16 protein-coding genes are annotated in these 16,320 nt (G+C 66.5%); 1 reads left to right on the top strand and 15 read right to left on the bottom strand.

All coding sequences use genetic code 11. From position 1 onward, the window contains the following. Positions 1 to 13: 13 nt before the first annotated feature. The 11 genes from LFT46_RS07350 to dxr form a co-directional block, all read right to left on the bottom strand. On the bottom strand, positions 14 to 1,405 hold the full coding sequence (locus LFT46_RS07350) for a pyridoxal phosphate-dependent decarboxylase family protein (RefSeq protein WP_236821723.1): 1,392 nt from the start codon (positions 1,403 to 1,405) through the stop codon (positions 14 to 16). 55 nt (positions 1,406 to 1,460) lie between these two features. Further along, positions 1,461 to 2,255, bottom strand: coding sequence for a sulfite exporter TauE/SafE family protein (locus tag LFT46_RS07345; RefSeq protein ID WP_236821722.1), 795 nt, complete (start codon positions 2,253 to 2,255; stop codon positions 1,461 to 1,463). Further along, positions 2,252 to 4,063, bottom strand: coding sequence for a proline--tRNA ligase (locus LFT46_RS07340; RefSeq protein ID WP_236801897.1), 1,812 nt, complete (start codon positions 4,061 to 4,063; stop codon positions 2,252 to 2,254). The genes LFT46_RS07345 and LFT46_RS07340 overlap by 4 nt, the downstream gene beginning before the upstream one ends. A gap of 415 nt (positions 4,064 to 4,478) precedes the next feature. Continuing rightward, the gene (locus tag LFT46_RS07335; protein WP_236821721.1) at positions 4,479 to 5,222 is read right to left on the bottom strand and encodes a hypothetical protein; all 744 of its coding nucleotides are present in this window, start codon (positions 5,220 to 5,222) and stop codon (positions 4,479 to 4,481) included. Between the two features lie 52 nt (positions 5,223 to 5,274). Then, a complete protein-coding gene (locus LFT46_RS07330) occupies positions 5,275 to 6,165 on the bottom strand; it encodes a GNAT family N-acetyltransferase (RefSeq protein ID WP_236822009.1) in 891 nt (296 codons plus the stop codon). Then, positions 6,128 to 7,294 (bottom strand): flavodoxin-dependent (E)-4-hydroxy-3-methylbut-2-enyl-diphosphate synthase, encoded by a 1,167-nt coding sequence (ispG, locus tag LFT46_RS07325; RefSeq protein WP_142134593.1) that lies wholly within the window; start codon positions 7,292 to 7,294, stop codon positions 6,128 to 6,130. Before ispG ends, LFT46_RS07330 begins: the two co-directional genes overlap by 38 nt. Before the next feature lie 34 nt (positions 7,295 to 7,328). Next, positions 7,329 to 7,622 (bottom strand): YciI family protein, encoded by a 294-nt coding sequence (locus LFT46_RS07320; protein ID WP_236821720.1) that lies wholly within the window; start codon positions 7,620 to 7,622, stop codon positions 7,329 to 7,331. 116 nt (positions 7,623 to 7,738) lie between these two features. Continuing rightward, positions 7,739 to 8,287, bottom strand: coding sequence for a hypothetical protein (locus LFT46_RS07315; RefSeq protein WP_236801894.1), 549 nt, complete (start codon positions 8,285 to 8,287; stop codon positions 7,739 to 7,741). Further along, on the bottom strand, positions 8,284 to 9,039 hold the full coding sequence (locus LFT46_RS07310) for a MarR family transcriptional regulator (protein WP_236821719.1): 756 nt from the start codon (positions 9,037 to 9,039) through the stop codon (positions 8,284 to 8,286). Before LFT46_RS07310 ends, LFT46_RS07315 begins: the two co-directional genes overlap by 4 nt. Before the next feature lie 136 nt (positions 9,040 to 9,175). Then, positions 9,176 to 10,507, bottom strand: a complete 1,332-nt coding sequence (locus tag LFT46_RS07305; protein WP_236821718.1) for a M50 family metallopeptidase — start codon at positions 10,505 to 10,507, stop codon at positions 9,176 to 9,178. A 17-nt stretch (positions 10,508 to 10,524) separates the two neighbouring features. Continuing rightward, entirely contained in the window at positions 10,525 to 11,709 is a 1,185-nt protein-coding gene (dxr, locus tag LFT46_RS07300; RefSeq protein ID WP_236821717.1) for a 1-deoxy-D-xylulose-5-phosphate reductoisomerase, read from the bottom strand. A gap of 104 nt (positions 11,710 to 11,813) precedes the next feature. Between dxr and LFT46_RS07295 the strand changes: the two genes are divergently transcribed. Beyond that, positions 11,814 to 13,283: a lipase maturation factor family protein gene (locus tag LFT46_RS07295; protein ID WP_236822008.1), complete on the top strand. Its 1,470-nt coding sequence runs from the start codon at positions 11,814 to 11,816 to the stop codon at positions 13,281 to 13,283. Between the two features lie 47 nt (positions 13,284 to 13,330). Here the strand turns inward: LFT46_RS07295 and LFT46_RS07290 are convergent, their stop codons facing one another. From LFT46_RS07290 to LFT46_RS07275, 4 genes are read right to left on the bottom strand one after another with little or no spacing between them, the layout of a single operon-like run. Next, positions 13,331 to 14,170 (bottom strand): HpcH/HpaI aldolase/citrate lyase family protein, encoded by an 840-nt coding sequence (locus tag LFT46_RS07290; RefSeq protein ID WP_236821716.1) that lies wholly within the window; start codon positions 14,168 to 14,170, stop codon positions 13,331 to 13,333. A 4-nt stretch (positions 14,171 to 14,174) separates the two neighbouring features. Then, positions 14,175 to 14,744, bottom strand: coding sequence for a MaoC family dehydratase (locus tag LFT46_RS07285; protein WP_236821715.1), 570 nt, complete (start codon positions 14,742 to 14,744; stop codon positions 14,175 to 14,177). Beyond that, the gene (locus LFT46_RS07280) at positions 14,741 to 15,523 is read right to left on the bottom strand and encodes a CoA transferase subunit B (protein WP_373462204.1); all 783 of its coding nucleotides are present in this window, start codon (positions 15,521 to 15,523) and stop codon (positions 14,741 to 14,743) included. Before LFT46_RS07280 ends, LFT46_RS07285 begins: the two co-directional genes overlap by 4 nt. Further along, a complete protein-coding gene (locus LFT46_RS07275) occupies positions 15,520 to 16,284 on the bottom strand; it encodes a CoA transferase subunit A (protein WP_236821714.1) in 765 nt (254 codons plus the stop codon). The genes LFT46_RS07280 and LFT46_RS07275 overlap by 4 nt, the downstream gene beginning before the upstream one ends. Between the last annotated feature and the right edge of the window lie 36 nt (positions 16,285 to 16,320).

The raw sequence follows: 16,320 nt of genomic DNA, 5'->3' as shown, positions 1-16,320 counted from the left end.
CGTGCGCGAACGGTCAGGAGTTCCGCACGGCGGCCAGGGCTGACCGCACGGCGTCGATTGCGGTACCCACATCCTCCCCCGCCGTATGCCAGTTGCTCACCGAAACCCGAAGGATGTCCCGCTCCCGCCAGCGTGACCCGGACATCCACACCTTCCCGTCCTGGATGACACGGGCCGTGACCGCGCGGGTGGTGTCGTCGTCGCCGAAAGCCAGGCACACCTGGGTGTAGGAGACGTCGTTGAGCACCTCCACGCCGTCCAGGGCGGCCATTCCTTCTGCGATTGCCGCGGCGGCACCCGCCAGACCACCCACCTGGGCTGCCACGCCCTCGCGGCCCAGGCTTTTCAGCGCGGCCCACACCGGTACTCCCCGTGCCCGGCGCGAGAGTTCCGGGACCTTCTCGAAGGGATCGCCCGGGCCTTCCGCGTCGTGCACCAGGTAGCTCGCGTGCAGGCCCATCGCAGCCCGCAGCGCCGACGGGTCGCGGACGATGGCGATGCCGCAGTCGTACGGCACGTTCAACGTCTTGTGGGCATCCGTGCCCCAGGAGTCGGCCTCTTCATAGCCCCGGGTGAGGTGCCTCAGTTCCGGTGCGGCGGCAGCCCAAAGGCCGAACGCACCGTCGATGTGTACCCACGCACCGTGTTTGCGTGCGACGGCGATGGCCTGGGAAAAGGGGTCGAAGGCGCCTGAGTGCAGGTTGCCTGCCTGGAGGCACACCAGGGCGGGCCCGGTTCCGGCGGCAAGCGCGGCGTCCAGGGCGGCGGGGAGCAGGCGGCCCTGCCCGTCTGCGTCGACTTCCGTTGGTTTTCCGAGGCCCAGGTAGCGAAGGCCGAGGTCAACGGTGTCGTGCCGTTCCCGTCCGACAAAGCAGCGGATCCGGGGTGCGCCGCAGAGTCCGTCGCGGTCCAGGTCCCAGCCGGCATCGGAGAGCAGCCGCCAGCGGGCGGCAGCCATGCCGGTGAAGTTTGCCATGGTGGCGCCGGTGACGAATCCGACGTCGGCGGTGGATGGGAGGCCCAGCAGATCCAGCAGCCAGTGTCCGGCGGCTTCCTCGATGGCAGCCGTGGCCGGGGTAGCGTAGCGCAGGCCCGCGTTTTGGTCCCAGGCGCTGACCAGCCAGTCCGAGGCCAGGGCGGCCGGCAGGGTGCCGCCGATCACCCAGCCGAAGAACCGGCCCGAGGGCATGGCCATGAGGCCAGGTTCTGCCTGAGTGGCCAGGAAGTCGATGACGCCCGCTGCAGGCATTCCTGCTTGGGGCAGTGGTCCGCCGAAGACTTCGGCGAGCTCTGTGGCGTTCCGGCTCGGTCCCACGCGGCGGTGCGGAAGGCTGTCCAGCCAGGCCTGCGAATACCCTGCGGCGGCTGCCAGTGCCGCGGCAAACCCGTCATCGCCGTGTGCCATACCTGCATGCTACGCCGGGCTGGTCCCCGCGACGAGGACCAGTTTCCAGGGCGGATCAGGAGAAGTTTTCCTGCCAGACGTCGTAGCCAAGCTTGACGATCAGGGCCGCCACGACCGCCAGGAAGACCACCCGGACGAATTTGCTGCCCTGCTTCACGGCTGTGCGGGCGCCGAGGTAGCCGCCGGCCATGTTGGCGCCGCCGAGCAGCAGGCCGATCCCCCACAGGATGGACCCGTGCGGCAGGAAGAACAACAGGGCACCGGCATTGGTGGACATGTTGACAATTTTGGCCTTGGCGCTTGCTTCCAGGAAGGCGTAGCCCATGGCGGACACCAGGGCGATGACCAGGAAGGAACCGGTCCCCGGGCCGATAAGCCCGTCATAAAAGCCGATCACAGCACCGATCAAACAGGCCACGACGTAGTGCTTATGGCCTTCGTGGCGCAGTGCCGTCAGCTCACCCACGCTGGGCCGCAGGGCAGTGAAAAGCGCGACGGCGACCAGGGCCACCACGATGATGGGCTTGAACACCCCGGCCGGCAGGGTGGCGGCCAGGCTTGCCCCGCCGAAGCTCCCCGCCAGGGCTATCACCGCCATGGGCACCGCGGTCCGCAGGTCCGGCCCCACCCGCCGGTAATACGTGACAGCACTGGTGGCGGTACCGAAGATGGATCCCATCTTGTTGGTGGCCAGCGCCTGAACCGGCGCGATGCCGGGGACCAGGAGCAGCGCCGGAAGCTGGATGAGACCTCCGCCGCCCACCACCGCATCAATCCACCCGGCTGCGAATCCAGCCACCACGATCAGGATGATGGTGGTGAGCTGGATCGACTCGAAGCCGGAGGTCACTGGTTGCGGACGGCGTTGACCACGTAGTCGACGGCCTTGTCTACCGCCACGTTCTCGGCGGCACCGCTGCGGCGGTCCTTGATCTCCACCACGCCGTCCACCAGGCCGCGGCCCACGGCCAGGATGGTGGGGACGCCCACCAGCTCGGCGTCGCCGAACTTCACGCCCGGCGAGACCTTGGGCCGGTCGTCATAGATGACCGACAGTCCGGCTTCCTCGAGTTCTGCCGACAGCTTTTCCGCCGTCTGGAAGATCTCGTCACCGCGGCCCACTGCAACCACATGTACATCGGCGGGCGCCACCGTGCGGGGCCAGACCAGGCCGCGGTCATCGTGGTTGGCCTCTGCCAGGGCCGCCACGGCCCGGGTGACCCCGACGCCGTAGGAACCCATGGTGACCACCACCTGCTTGCCGTTCTGGTCCAGGACCTTGAGGTCCAGTGCTTCGGCGTATTTGCGGCCGAGCTGGAAGATGTGGCCCATTTCGATGCCGCGGGCGGTCTCCAGCGGGCCGGAGCCGTCCGGGGAGGGGTCGCCGGCGCGGACTTCGGTGCACTCGATGACGCCGTCCCAGCGGAAGTCGCGTCCGGCCACCAGGCCGAAGACGTGCTTGCCGGCCTCGTTGGCGCCAGTAATCCAGGCAGTTCCGCTGACCACCCGGGGGTCCACCAGGTACAGCAGCTTGGTGGCACTGTCGGCGCCCAGGAGCGGCTGGTCGAGGGACAGGCCGGGGCCAAGGTAGCCCTTGACGATCAGCGGCTGCTTCTTGAGGTCTTCCTCGCCTGCCTGCTCCAGGCCGATCTCTCCACCGATCGGCAGGAAGGCGCCGATGTTTGCCTCCACCCTTTTGAGGTCCACTGCGCGGTCGCCGGGGAGGCCGATGACCACCAGCTGCCGCTCACCGGTGGGCAGCGTGACGGCGAGGACCACGTTCTTGAGCGTGTCCGCTGCAGTCCAGGCGCCGCCGTCGGATTCTGCCCGAGGGGCGATCTGGTTGGAAGCGGCAACCAGGGTCTCGATGGTGGGGGTGTCCGGGGTATCCAGGACCTCTGCCGCCGGGGCGTTGGTGAAGTCGATTTCCTCGGGGACCACCGTGGTGACGGCCTCGACGTTGGCGGCGTAGCCGCCGGCCGAGCGGACAAAGGTGTCCTCGCCGATCTCCGTGGGGAAGAGGAATTCCTCGCTCTTGGAACCTCCCATGGCGCCCGCGGTGGCTGCCACGGGCACTACTTCAAGGCCCAGGCGTTCAAAGATCTTCAAGTAGGCGGCGCGGTGGGCGGCGTAGCTGGCATCCAGGCCCGCGTCGTCCACGTCAAAGGAGTAGGAATCCTTCATGATGAACTCGCGGCCGCGGAGGAGCCCGGCCCGGGGACGGGCCTCGTCGCGGTACTTATTCTGGATTTGGTACAGGCTCAGCGGCAGGTCCTTGTAGGACGAGTACAGGTCCTTGACCAGGAGCGTGAACATCTCCTCATGCGTGGGGGCCAGCAGGTAATCAGCTCCCTTGCGGTCCTGGAGGCGGAACAGGCCCTCGCCGTATTCGGTCCAGCGGTTCGTGGCCTCGTACGGCTCGCGTGGCAGCAGGGCCGGGAAGTGGACTTCCTGGGCGCCAATGGCTGCCATCTCCTCGCGGATGATTTCCTCGACCTTGCGCAGGACGCTCAGTCCCAGCGGAAGCCAGGTGTAGATGCCGGGGGCAGCGCGGCGGATGTAGCCGGCGCGGACCAGGAGTTTGTGGCTGGCAACCTCGGCATCGACGGGGTCTTCGCGCAGCGTGCGCAGGAAAAGCTGGGACAGTCGTAGGACCACGGGTGGTATCCGTTTCTGGGGAAGTGCTGGGTCAGCAGGGCCGGACAATTCGTCTGGATACTAATCTACCGGCACGGAACATGCGGCAATTACGGGCCAGGGAACGCAGCCGGGCCGGCGTGCCCGGCAATGGCCGGACACAGTAGGGCCACGCCCGGGAATACAAAGCCCCTGGCCCCCCAATGAGGCTGGTCATCGCATCCGGGCGTGGCCCAACGCCGTTATCGCCTGAGTACTGGTGAGGACTGGTGAGACCGCCCACCCCACTTCCAGCGCAGCTAGAAAGAACTTATGTGATCGTGCGCACGTTTGACAAGTGTTTTTATTTTCGGATCCGCGTGCCCTTTACCTGTCGCGCGGCGTTACTTCCGCTGTTGTGCCTTGACGACGCGTTGTTACGTGACAGGCGGTTGTCTTACCTGACCAGCGCAGCAGCGGAGTCAAGGAGGGCACCAGCCCGGCGGACGGCGTCAGCCTCGCTCTCGCCTCCGGACGCAACCGAGGTGAGCACCACGCCCTGCTTGACCACCTGGGCCGTAACGGTTGACTGCTTGCGTCCATCGGGAAGGGCGCTGTCAGTGCGGTAGGCAACGGTACCGGGGAGGCTCCCGGCTCCCTGCACCGGAGTCACGGTTACGGCTATCTCCATGCCCGACGCGGTCATGGTCATGGAGGAGCACTTCGCCAGCTGGTCCGGCTGGTCCTTGACCTTGGCAAGGAAGCTTTGGTCCAGGCCGGCAATCAGGGACAGGGCTGTGGCGGCCCCGGTGCCGGCGTCCGTGCTCATGCCCATCGCCATGGTTGCTCCGTCGACGGAAGGTACGGCGCTTGCGGCGGCCAGTTCCTTGCACTCTGCGGGCTTGACGTCAATGGACGCAATCATTGCCTTGGTTTGTTCGAGCGTGGTTTTGATGTCGGCGCTGGGCAGGACTGACAGCCTGCGGTCTGCCGCGTCCCGGACCTGGCCGACGATGGCAGCGAGTTCCTCGCTGGTGTAGGCCTTGGCGGTTGGCGTCGGAGTTGCCGTTGGGGTGGGCGTACTTTGTGTGGAGGCCGCAGGCGCGGCAGGTGTGGATTCCGCTGCCTGTGGCGCGGACGTCCCGCCGCACGCAGAAACACCAACGGCAAGAAGGGCGCAGGCCCCGAAAGTTCCAAGCACGGACGTCTTCAATTTTTCCCCCAATATCCAGCACGGAACCGGCAGTTACCGGCTAGAACAGGACTGTAGCGAAGGTCCCCACCTGGCGGAAGCCCACACGCTCATAGGTGGACCTGGCCCTGGTGTTGAAGCCGTTGACGTAGAGGCTGGTCATCGGGGCAATCTGCTGGGCTTTTTCCACCACTGCCGCCATGTACGCCGCACTGAGCCCCTGGCCGCGGAAAGCCGGATTCATCCATACCCCTTGGACTTGGGTGACGTCGTCCGTGACTGCACCCAACTCGGCTTTGAACACCACCTCGCGGGCTTCGTTGAGGTGGACCAGGGAGTGCCCCTGCCTGATGAGGCCTTCCACCCGCCGGCTGTAGAACTCCCTGCCGCCCAAATAGGGCGAGTAGCCTACTTCTTCCTCGAACATGGCGGCGCATGCGGGAAGGATGCGGTCGAAGTCCGCCAGGTCCCCGTGCACCAGGCCCGGGTGGGGCCGTACCCGGGGTGCTCCGTCGATGACCATCAGGGGCTGGTCGGCCCGGACCTCGTGGGCCTGGTGCCCCAGTTCCGTGAGTTCGGCATTAAGTGCCAGCACGGCCTCGGCCGGACCGAAAGCCGAGGCGTACCTGCGCCCGGAACTGTTGGCTGCCTCCGCTACCAGGGGGGCCAGTGCGGGATCGAGCTGGACCGGAACCAAATTGGCCCCGGCCCAGCATGCGCCCGTCAGGATGCCGCCGTCGAAAACGCCGATGACGCCGGCCCCGCCGCTGGTGGGTGCCGCCGTCCCGGTGCCGCGCAGATGGGCCAGGATGAACACATTGGCCACCGGGTCCTGCTGGGCCAGCGCCGTCAGTGCGGGGGTGTCCTGGCCGTCGAGCGTACGGACAGAAAGCCCTGCCGGGTCGGGAGCGTCCCTACGAGACGCTAACCACGGGGCTACCCTTGACAGCATCTTCGCCATCGGCCTCCCCCATCTCTTCCGCGATACGCATAGCCTCTTCGATCAGTGTCTCAACAATTGCGCTCTCGGGAACAGTCTTGATGACCTCGCCCTTAACGAAGATCTGGCCCTTGCCGTTGCCTGATGCAACACCAAGGTCCGCTTCACGCGCCTCGCCGGGGCCGTTCACGACGCAGCCCATGACCGCCACGCGCAGCGGAATTTCCATCCCCTCGAGCCCGGCGGTGACCTGTTCCGCCAGAGTGTACACGTCCACCTGGGCACGGCCACATGACGGGCACGACACGATTTCCAGCTTGCGGGGCCGCAGGTTCAGCGATTGGAGGATCTGGTTGCCGACCTTGATCTCCTCCACCGGCGGCGCGGACAGGGACACGCGGATGGTGTCACCGATACCCCGCGACAGGAGCGCGCCGAACGCCGTGGCGGACTTGATGGTCCCCTGGAAGGCGGGGCCGGCTTCGGTGACGCCCAAATGCAAGGGCCAGTCACCCTTTTCCGCGAGCATCTCGTAGGCGGCCACCATCACCACGGGGTCGTTGTGCTTGACGGAAATCTTGAAGTCGTGGAAACCGTGCTCCTCGAACAGTGAGGCTTCCCAGACCGCCGACTCGACCAGTGCCTCCGGAGTGGCCTTGCCGTACTTCTTCAGGATGCCCGGTTCCAGGGAGCCTGCGTTCACGCCGATGCGGATGGAGGTACCGTGGTCCTTCGCCGCGGCGGCGATCTCCTTGACCTGGTCGTCGAACTTACGGATGTTTCCCGGGTTCACGCGCACCGCAGCGCAGCCGGCTTCAATGGCTGCGAAGACGTACTTGGGCTGGAAGTGGATGTCCGCGATGACGGGGATCTGGGACTTCCGGGCGATGATGGGCAGCGCTTCGGCGTCATCGGCGGACGGGCAGGCGACGCGGACGATGTCGCAGCCGGACGCAGTCAGTTCAGCGATCTGCTGCAGGGTGGCGTTGATGTCCGTGGTGGGCGTGGTGGTCATGGACTGCACGCTGATGGGGTAGTCAGACCCTACGCCTACCGAGCCGACTTTAATCTGGCGCGTCTTGCGGCGGGGCGCGAGGACGGGCGGTGGTGCTGACGGCATTCCCAGGCTGACCGAGGTCACGTGGACTCCTTGAGTTGAAAGGGTAAAAAGGCGGCTACGCGGAAATCCCGGCCAGCATGCCGGTTACCGGTGACCATTCCGTGATGCGCGTTCCGGCGATCACACCGGCTCCGGCGAACGGGTCCTGCTTGAGGATCGAGTTGAGGGCGGCTTCATCCAAGGCCTTGAAGATCAGCAGGGCACCGGCACCGTCACCGTACGGGCCGCTGGCTACGATGACGCCGTCCTGTGCCAGGTTCGCGGTCCATTCCCGGTGCGCGGGCCGGACCTCGTTGCGGGTTTCAGTGGAGCTGGCGGCATAAACGTACTCAACGGCAAAAACTGTCATACCGCTACCCTATCGCCATGGCTGGCTTGGTACCGTACGCGTCCGGCCGGCAGGGCGAAGCGACTTGGCGCGCAAGACCGTCCGGGGCCGGTCATGACCTTAGTGCAGGAAGAGGACTAGTGCAGGAAGAGGACTTTGACGGCGGCAGCGGTTCCGGCCGCCCAGAGCATCGACGTGAGCGTCCCGATGATGAAGCGCTCGGCTGCCACCGGCGTTTCCTTCAGCTCGGCGAACCTGCCCAGGCCCTTGATGGCAACGATGTAGGCGATGGCCACGGGCTGCCCGGTAAGGATGGCGAGGCAGACGCCCAGCCGCTCCAGTACGCCAATGATGGCACCCCCGCGCAGGATGCGCTGGGTAGGGGGCGCCGGCCCGGCAGGCGCGTCCGACGGCGGCTGGACAGGCGGGGCGGTCAGCTCATCGTCCACAGCCTGGCCGGCTGCGCCGCCTGCTGTTCCAAGGGCAGCCCCCGGGGCGTCGGCAGGGGTGTCGTCCACGGTAACGTCGCCCGCGGGATCCTGTTCGGCCTTGCGGGCTGCATCCGCCGCCTTCGCAGCGTCCGCGCGGTCGTCGATGGTCCGCGCGAGCTTGAACACCAACGCCGTCACCGGCCAGCCGGCGAAGCCGGCCACTACCAGGGCCACTGCCACCCAAAGTGCGGTCACCTGTCTCCTTCGTTGGGGTCGTCTGCATCACGGTCGTCTTTGAGGGGGCCGTTAATCTGCGAGTTCGCAAAGCCCAGAAGCATCGCCGCAGCGGGCCTGGCTGCCCATTCTTCCTGCCACCCGGACCGAAGCACGGTACGGCTCACCGACTGTTCCGAGATGCCGAGTTCAAGCGCCACCTGCTTCTGGCTTCCGTGGCGGCCCGGTCCCGGGCTGCGGGCACCCAGGCGGCTTCCATCCAGGCGGCCTTCATCCAGGCGGCGCAGGGCATCCACCACCCGCCACTGGGCCTCCGTGCGGTCCTGGACAAGCCGGCCGAGCAGCCGGAGCACCGCCTCCGCATTTGCGCATGCCTGGCTCCCCTCCCCGGCGGGGACACCGCCGGTCTTCGCCATGATGCCCGGCACCACCGACAACGGCACCTGCGGCCCGGCGGCCTTGGCCAGCTCAACTGCCTTGCGGGCGGCGACAAACGCAGTCCCGGTTCCTTGGCGGGGGCTGGCGCCTGGAGCCAGGGAGACAGTTCCGACGCCGATCCCCACGTACCAGCGACCGAAGCGGAGTGCATGGAGGGCAATCTCCACGACGACGGAAGGGTTGGGCACTACCCCCTGGACTTCATCACCCACGGTACGTTCGAAGACCGTCTGCTCCGTTCCGGACGGTTGCAGCGCGGCAATCCGGGCGAGAAGGTCCGGGACGAGGTCCTGGCCGCCGGTACTTCCCCGCTGGTCGATGGTCATGACGAACATTTCTCAACCATAGATGGCTGATGCCAGTGAATCAATCACATTTGACTGATATTTGGGAAATCAGTCGATATCGGCTGCGAGAAGGAGAGTGCAGTACCAACGCGTCCCGCCCATGCGGCTCCACAGAGGCTGCGGCCTAACCGAAGAGATTGACCGGCTTGACGATGTCCGCGTAGATAAGCAGGACGCTCATGCCCATGAGCAGCGCCGCCACAACGTAGGTAACCGGCAGCAGCTTGGCGATGTCGAACGCTCCCGGGTCCGGCCGGCCGCGCAGCTTTGCCACCTTGCGCCGTACGCCCTCATAGAGCGCCCCGGCGACGTGGCCGCCGTCGAGCGGCAGGAGCGGGACCAGGTTGAACACCGCCAGTGCGAAGTTCAGGCCTGCCAGCAGGCCAACGAGGGTTGCCACCCGGGATTGCAGCGGCACCGCTTCCATGGCGGCCACTTCACCTGCAACCCTGCCTACGCCCACAACGCTGATGGGTCCGTTCGGATCGCGGGGCTCCTCGCTGAAGGCGGCTTTGGCCACGCCCACCACTCGGGCCGGAAGGTTCAAGACCACGCCGGCCACCTGGCGGATGTTCTCCCCCGCCATGGGCAGGACGGACGACGCCGGCTGGGGCACCAGCGCCGTTTGCGCACCGATGCCAAGGAAACCGACGTCCTGGTACTGGAGGTTGCCGGCGGCGTCGGTGGCCTGCCGCCCGTCGCTTCCCATCACCGGCCGGGCCGAAAGGACCGGCGTCACGGTGGTGGACACTGGGTTGCCATCCCGCTGCACGGTAATGGCCACTTCCCTGCCCGCGGAAGCGCGGATCCATTCCGTCAGCTGGTCCCAGCTGGTCACGGCCTTGCCATCGAAGGAAGTGACGGTGTCATTGGGCTTGAGCCCGGCAGCCGCGGCCGGCGTGAGCTGGCAGTCAGCGGAATTCGGGTCAACGGTTTGCCCGGCCGCCACCTGGCATTTGGACACGTCCGAGATGGTGGTGGTGGCTGTGGCAACACCGAAGCCCATGAGCAGCACAGCCGTGAACAGCAGCCCAAGGATCATGTTCATGGCCGGGCCGCCCAGCATCACGATGATTTTTTTCCAGACCGGCAACCGGTAGAAAACGCGGTTTTCGTCACCGGGCCCAACTTCCTCGTGGGCCTGCGAGCGGGCCTCGGTGGCAAGTGTCTGGAACATGCCGGTGCTGGATGGCCGGACCGAGCCGTCCTCCTTGTTGGGCGGGTACATGCCGATCATGGAGACGTAGCCACCCAGCGGGACTGCCTTGACGCCGTATTCGGTTTCGCCTTTTCGGCGCGACCACAGCGTGGGTCCGAAGCCGATCATGTACTTGGTGACGCGCACCTTGAAAAGCTTGGCGGGGACCAGGTGCCCCACTTCGTGGAGCGCAATGGACACGGCGATGCCCACCGCCACGAAGACGACGCCGAGGATGAAAAGTAAAACAGGGGTCATGGAGGTGCTGCTGCTTCCTAGAGACTGCTGACTGCTAAACGTTCGTGGGCCCGGGCACGTGCCCAGCTTTCAGCATCCAGCACTGACTCCACCGTCAGCCCGGAAGAGCCTGAGTGTTCGCTGAGCAAGACCTCGATGGTGTCCACGATGTCGGTAAAGCGGATCCTGCCGGCATGGAATGCGGTGACGGCTTCCTCGTTGGCCGCATTGAACACGGCGGGGAACGTGCTGCCCTGCTTGGCCGCTTCCTTGGCAAGGCCGACGGCGGGGAAAGCTTCAGTGTCCAGCGGTTCAAAGGTCCAGGTGGCGGCCTGGCTCCAGTCGCACGCGCTGGCGGCCTTGGGTACGCGGGACGGCCAACCAAGTCCCAGCGCGATGGGCAGCCGCATGTCCGGCGGGGAGGCCTGGGCGATGGTGGAGCCGTCAATGAACTGCACCATGGAGTGCACCACGGACTGAGGATGGACCACCACGTCGATCCGGTCCAGCGGGATATCGAACAGCAGGTGCGCCTCGATGACTTCCAGGCCCTTGTTCACCAGCGTGGCCGAATTGGTGGTGACCATGACGCCCATGTCCCAGGTGGGGTGGGCCAGGGCCTGCTGGGGCGTCACACTGTGGAGTTCCTCCCGGTTCCTGCCGCGGAATGGGCCGCCGGAAGCGGTCAGGATCAGTTTGTCCACCTCGTCGGCAGTGCCGGAGCGCAGGCACTGGGCAATGGCGGAGTGTTCCGAGTCCACCGGAACAATCTGGCCTTCCGCGGCCGCGGCCTTGACCAGGCTGCCGCCCACGATCAGCGACTCCTTGTTGGCCAGGGCCAGGGTGGCGCCGGACTTGAGGGCCGCGAGCGTGGGGGCCAGGCCGATGGAACCGGTGATGCCGTTAAGCACCACGTCCGCCTGGACTGCCGCGACCTGCGCGGAGGCGTCCGGACCGGCCACGATCTGGGGCCGGTAGCCGGGACGGCCTGCCGCAGCGGCAGCTTCACGGATAAGTGCTTCCAGCCGGGCTGGGTCTCCCCCGGCAATTCCCACGGCTGCGGCACCGGTGTGGACGGCCTGCCGGGCCAGGAGTTCCAGGTTGCCGCCCCCGGCGCTCAGTGCCACCACCTCGAACAGGTGGGGGGCGCCGTCGACGACGTCAATCGCCTGGGTGCCGATGGAACCGGTGGATCCGAGGAGGACGATTCTGCGTGGCTGCATTGGTTAAGTATCCCGCACCCTTCGGGCCCGCCCGCGCCCCGGCCCGCGCCGCTGACCTGCTGCTGCGCCTTGACCCCGGGGTTGCCGGGCGTAACGTGGACTGCGTGGACTGGCTCTCATGGTTTGATGCGCCGGAGTACGAATTCGCCCGGCAGGTGCTGCAACGGGGTGTGGCGGCACTGTACTTCGTAGCGTTCCTGTCCACGCTGAACCAGTTTCCCGCCCTGCTTGGCGAGCGCGGGCTGCTGCCGGTGCCGGAGTTCCTGGCGGCGTTTACCCGGATGCGCCGGTTCACACTGTTCCGCTGGCGGTACTCGGACGGCCTGCTGCGTGGTGTCTGCGCCGCCGGCCTGGTGGTGTCGGCGCTGCTCGTGGCCGGAATTCCGCAGATGGGGCCGCCCTGGGTCCCGCTGATCGCCTTTCTGGCCCTGTGGCTGCTGTACATGTCCATCGTGAACGTGGGCCAGACGTTTTACGGATTCGGCTGGGAGATGCTGCTCCTGGAGGCGGGTTTCACCGTTGCCTTCCTCGGTTCCAACCAGACCGAGCCGCCGAGGACCATCCTGATCCTCATCGTGTGGCTGGTGTTCCGGCTGGAGTTCGGGGCGGGAATGATCAAGATCCGCGGCGGCCGCGAGTGGCGTGACCTGACGGCGCTGTACTACCACCATGAAACCCAGCCCATGCCCGGGCCGCTCAGCAGGCAGGCGCACCTGTTACCCAAGCCGCTGCACCGCATCGAGGTAGTGGGCAACCACATCGCCCAGTTGGTGGTGCCGTTCCTGCTCTTTGCACCCCAGCCCGTGGCCAGCGTGGCGGCCGCCGTCGTGGTGGTCACCCAGCTGTGGCTGGTGGCCAGTGGCAACTTCGCCTGGCTGAACTGGATGGCGATCGTGCTCGCGTTCGCCGCGGTAAGCGACCCCGTGGCGCACGCAGTGATACCGGCCATCCCGGCGGACTGGGAGGCGGCCACCGGAATGCAGCGGGAGACCCCGCCCTGGTGGCTGGCCATCACACTGGCCGCCTCCCTCCTGCTGCTGGTCCTGAGCTACTGGCCGCTGCGGAACCTCTTCTCCCGCCGGCAGCTGATGAATGCAAGCTTCAACCGGTGGCAGCTGGTCAACGCCTACGGTGCGTTCGGCACCGTGACCAAGCAGCGCATCGAGATCGTGGTGGAGGGAACGCTGGACGAGGACCCCGGCGACAGCTCCGACTGGCGTGAGTACGGGTTCAAGGGCAAGCCCGGCGATGTCCGCAGGATCCCCCGGCAGTGGGCCCCGTACCACCTGCGGCTCGACTGGCTGATGTGGTTCCTGCCGCTGCGCAGCGTGCACGAGGAATGGTTTTACGCCTTCCTGGCGAAGCTGCTGGCGGCGGACCGGCAGATGCTGCGGCTGCTGCGGCGTGACCCGTTCGACGGCGCCGCGCCCCGGTGGGTGCGCGTGCGCAGCTTCCATTACCGTTTCGCCAGCCGGAAGGAGTTCCGCGAGACGGGGAACCGCTGGGTGCGGACCCTCCTGTACGAACCCATCCCGCCTACGTCCCTGCGCCGTTCTCAGGGACAACAACGGTAGCTGGACCCGGCCAGACCTTCAGTGCTGGCTAAATTTTCAGTCCTGGGCTAAACCTTCTGGGCAGCCCGCCGGATGATCTCCTGGGCATGCTTGAGGATGGGGCCGTCGATCATTTTTCCCTCGTAGCGGAACACTCCGGACCCTGCTGACTCTGCCGCAGCCAGGAGTGCCTGGGCCGCGGCCACTTCCTCATCGGTAGGCGCGTAGGCCTTGCGCACGACCGCGGCCTGGCTCGGGTGGATGCACGCCTTGGAACTGAACCCTGACGCCACCGCGTCGGCTGCCTCCACCGCAAGCCCATCAAGGTCGGGAATGTTGGTATAGACGGCATCCACAGCTTCCTTGCCGAACGCCCTGGCCGCCACAAGCACTGACGAGCGGGCGTGCAGCGCAACAGCCCGGTAGCCGCCGTCGTCCGTCCTGCTGGAGGTCCCGCCAAGCGTGGCCAGCAAGTCCTCGGCCCCCCACATAAGACCCACCACGTTGGGGGCGGCGGCGATGGCCGGGGCGTTCAGCACGCCAAGGGCCGTTTCACACAGTGCGATCACCTGGTACCCCTCAAGGGCCTTGAGCTGTTCGGCGGATTCGGCCTTGGCCAGCATCACGGTGCGGTACGGCGTGTGGGCAAGGCAGTGCAGGTCCTTTTCAAAGTCCTCCGTTCCCACGGGGTTGACCCTGACGATGGTGCAGCTGGGTTCCAGTTCCGGCTCCACCCCGGTGGTTCCCAATTGGGCGAGGATCGCGCCGCGGGCGCGCTGCTTGTCCGCCGGCGCCACTGCGTCCTCAAGGTCAAGGATCACGGCGTCCGCCCGGGCCGCGGCCTTTTGGTAGCGCTCCGGCCGGTCGGCGGGGCAGAACAGCAGGGCGGGGCCCATCACGAAAGTCATAAGGCTATTCTCCGATGTTTTGAACGTTCCGTGCGTCCTGGTGAGCATCCCGCGTCCACATCAGGCAACTGCGCGTGGCCCGGGCCACCACGGTTCCGTCCTGGTTGCGGCCAGTGTGTTCCATGGTCACGATCCCCTGGCCGGGGCGCGAGGAGGAAGGCCGCCTGCCGGCGACGACGGTCTCTGTGTAGAGCGTGTCGCCATGATAAAGCGGGTGCGGGAAGGACACGTCGGTCAGGCCCAGCTGGGCGATGATGGTCCCCTGGGTCAATTGCGTGACGGACTGGCCCACCATGGTGGCAAGGGTGAACATGGAGTTCATCAGCCGCTGGCCGAAGGGCTGCCCGGCGCTCCAGGCCGCGTCCAGGTGGAGGGCCTGCGTGTTCATGGTCAGCGTGGTGAACAGGACGTTGTCGGCTTCGGTCACGGTGCGCCCCGGCCGGTGGGCATACACCACGCCTTCCTCCAGTTCGTCGAAGTACAGCCCGCGCTGCTCGACGACCCGCCTGCCTCCGTCAACGGCTGCGGTGGTTGGGCTGTCCGAATTGCTGCCCGCGGGGCTGTTGCCGGTCATACGGTCAGTTCCCTGTCTTCCTCGAACAGGTCAGTTCCAGTGGCGGCCACCACGTCTTCGACGGAGACGTTGGGAGCCAGTTCGCGCAGGACCAGCCGGGAGGCGCCGCCATCCTTGACGACGTCGATGACGGCCAGGTCCGTGATGATCCGATCCACGCAGCCCTTGCCTGTCAGCGGCAGCGAGCATTGCCGGACGATTTTGGGGTTTCCGTTGCGGTCAACGTGCTCCATCATCACGATCACCCGTTTGGCCCCGAACACCAGGTCCATGGCCCCGCCCATGCCCTTGACCATCTTTCCCGGGATCATCCAGTTGGCCAGGTCTCCGTTCTCGGCCACCTCCATGGCGCCCAGCACGGCCAGGTCCACGTGGCCGCCGCGGATCATGCCGAAGGAGGTTGCCGAGTCAAAGAACGCCGCTCCCCTGTTGACGGTCACGGTTTCCTTGCCGGCATTGATCAGGTCCGGGTCCAGGGCGTCTTCAGCGGGATAGGGTCCGACGCCGAGGATTCCGTTCTCGGAGTGCAGCACCACTTCCACCCCGTCAGGGATGTAGTTGGGTATCAGGGTGGGCATGCCGATCCCCAGGTTCACGTACTGGCCGTTGCGCAGTTCCCTGGCCACCCGCGCGGCCAGTTCGTTGCGGTTCCAGCCTTTGGTGTCTGCCGGCGACGTGGAGTCACCAGGGCCGGCGTGCTGCTGGGACCCTGCACGCCGGTACTCGGGGCGTACGGCTTCCGGGCGCGGAGCCTCGGGGCTGTTGGGATCCATGCTCATGCTCCTGCCTTGCTGAGGGCGACCGTCCGCTTTTCGATCCGTTTCTCACCATTCGGGACATGGACCACGCGCTGGACGAAGATGCCTGGGGTGTGGATATGTTCGGGGTCCAGTTCGCCAGGCTCCACCAGTTCCTCCACCTCGGCGATGGTGATCTTTCCGGCCATGGCACACAGCGGGTTGAAGTTCATGGCCGTGGCGTGGAAGACCAGGTTGCCGTGGCGGTCGCCCTTCCACGCGTGCACCAGCCCGAAATCCGGGGTGAGGGACTCTTCCAGGACGTAGTCGACGCCGCCGAACGGGCGCACTTCCTTGGGGGCCGAGGCAACCGCGATGCCTCCGTTGGCGTCGTACTTCTGCGGCAGGCCGCCGTCGGACACCTGGGTGCCTACCCCCGCCTTGGTGTAGAAGGCCGGGATGCCCGCGCCGCCGGCACGCAGTTTCTCGGCCAGCGTGCCCTGCGGGGTGAGCACTACCTCGAGCTCGCCGGCCAGGTACTGGCGGGCGAACTCCTTGTTCTCGCCCACGTAGGAGCTGATGGTGCGGCGGATACGCCCGTCCCGCAGCAGGATGCCCAGTCCCCAGTCGTCGACGCCGCAGTTGTTGCTGACGGTTTCCAGGTCCGTTGTCCCGGCCCGGTGCAGGGCATCGATCAGGGCCACCGGGATCCCGCAGAGGCCGAACCCGCCCACGGCCAGGGAAGCGCCGTCGGGGATGTCCCCCACGGCTTCATCAGCACTGGCAACAACCTTGTCAATCATCCTTGATCCTTTCAGGCCGGCTTGCGTGCCCTGTGC

Source organism: Arthrobacter sp. FW306-07-I (assembly GCF_021800405.1).
Classification (GTDB): Bacteria; Actinomycetota; Actinomycetes; order Actinomycetales; family Micrococcaceae; genus Arthrobacter.
Note: the sequence above shows the minus strand (reverse complement) of the source record. Positions and strands in the feature narration are given on the sequence as shown.

Bases quoted from the DNA above. Each gene is read 5' to 3' on its own strand.
- LFT46_RS07350 (WP_236821723.1), bottom strand. From the start codon at position 1,405: ATGGCACACGGCGATGACGGGTTTGCCGCGGCACTGGCAGCCGCCGCA.
- LFT46_RS07330 (WP_236822009.1), bottom strand. From the start codon at position 6,165: ATGCTGTCAAGGGTAGCCCCGTGGTTAGCGTCTCGTAGGGACGCTCCC.
- LFT46_RS07320 (WP_236821720.1), bottom strand. From the start codon at position 7,622: ATGACAGTTTTTGCCGTTGAGTACGTTTATGCCGCCAGCTCCACTGAA.
- LFT46_RS07310 (WP_236821719.1), bottom strand. From the start codon at position 9,039: ATGTTCGTCATGACCATCGACCAGCGGGGAAGTACCGGCGGCCAGGAC.
- LFT46_RS07305 (WP_236821718.1), bottom strand. From the start codon at position 10,507: ATGACCCCTGTTTTACTTTTCATCCTCGGCGTCGTCTTCGTGGCGGTG.
- dxr (WP_236821717.1), bottom strand. From the start codon at position 11,709: ATGCAGCCACGCAGAATCGTCCTCCTCGGATCCACCGGTTCCATCGGC.
- LFT46_RS07290 (WP_236821716.1), bottom strand. From the start codon at position 14,170: ATGACTTTCGTGATGGGCCCCGCCCTGCTGTTCTGCCCCGCCGACCGG.
- LFT46_RS07285 (WP_236821715.1), bottom strand. From the start codon at position 14,744: ATGACCGGCAACAGCCCCGCGGGCAGCAATTCGGACAGCCCAACCACC.
- LFT46_RS07280 (WP_373462204.1), bottom strand. From the start codon at position 15,523: ATGAGCATGGATCCCAACAGCCCCGAGGCTCCGCGCCCGGAAGCCGTA.
- LFT46_RS07275 (WP_236821714.1), bottom strand. From the start codon at position 16,284: ATGATTGACAAGGTTGTTGCCAGTGCTGATGAAGCCGTGGGGGACATC.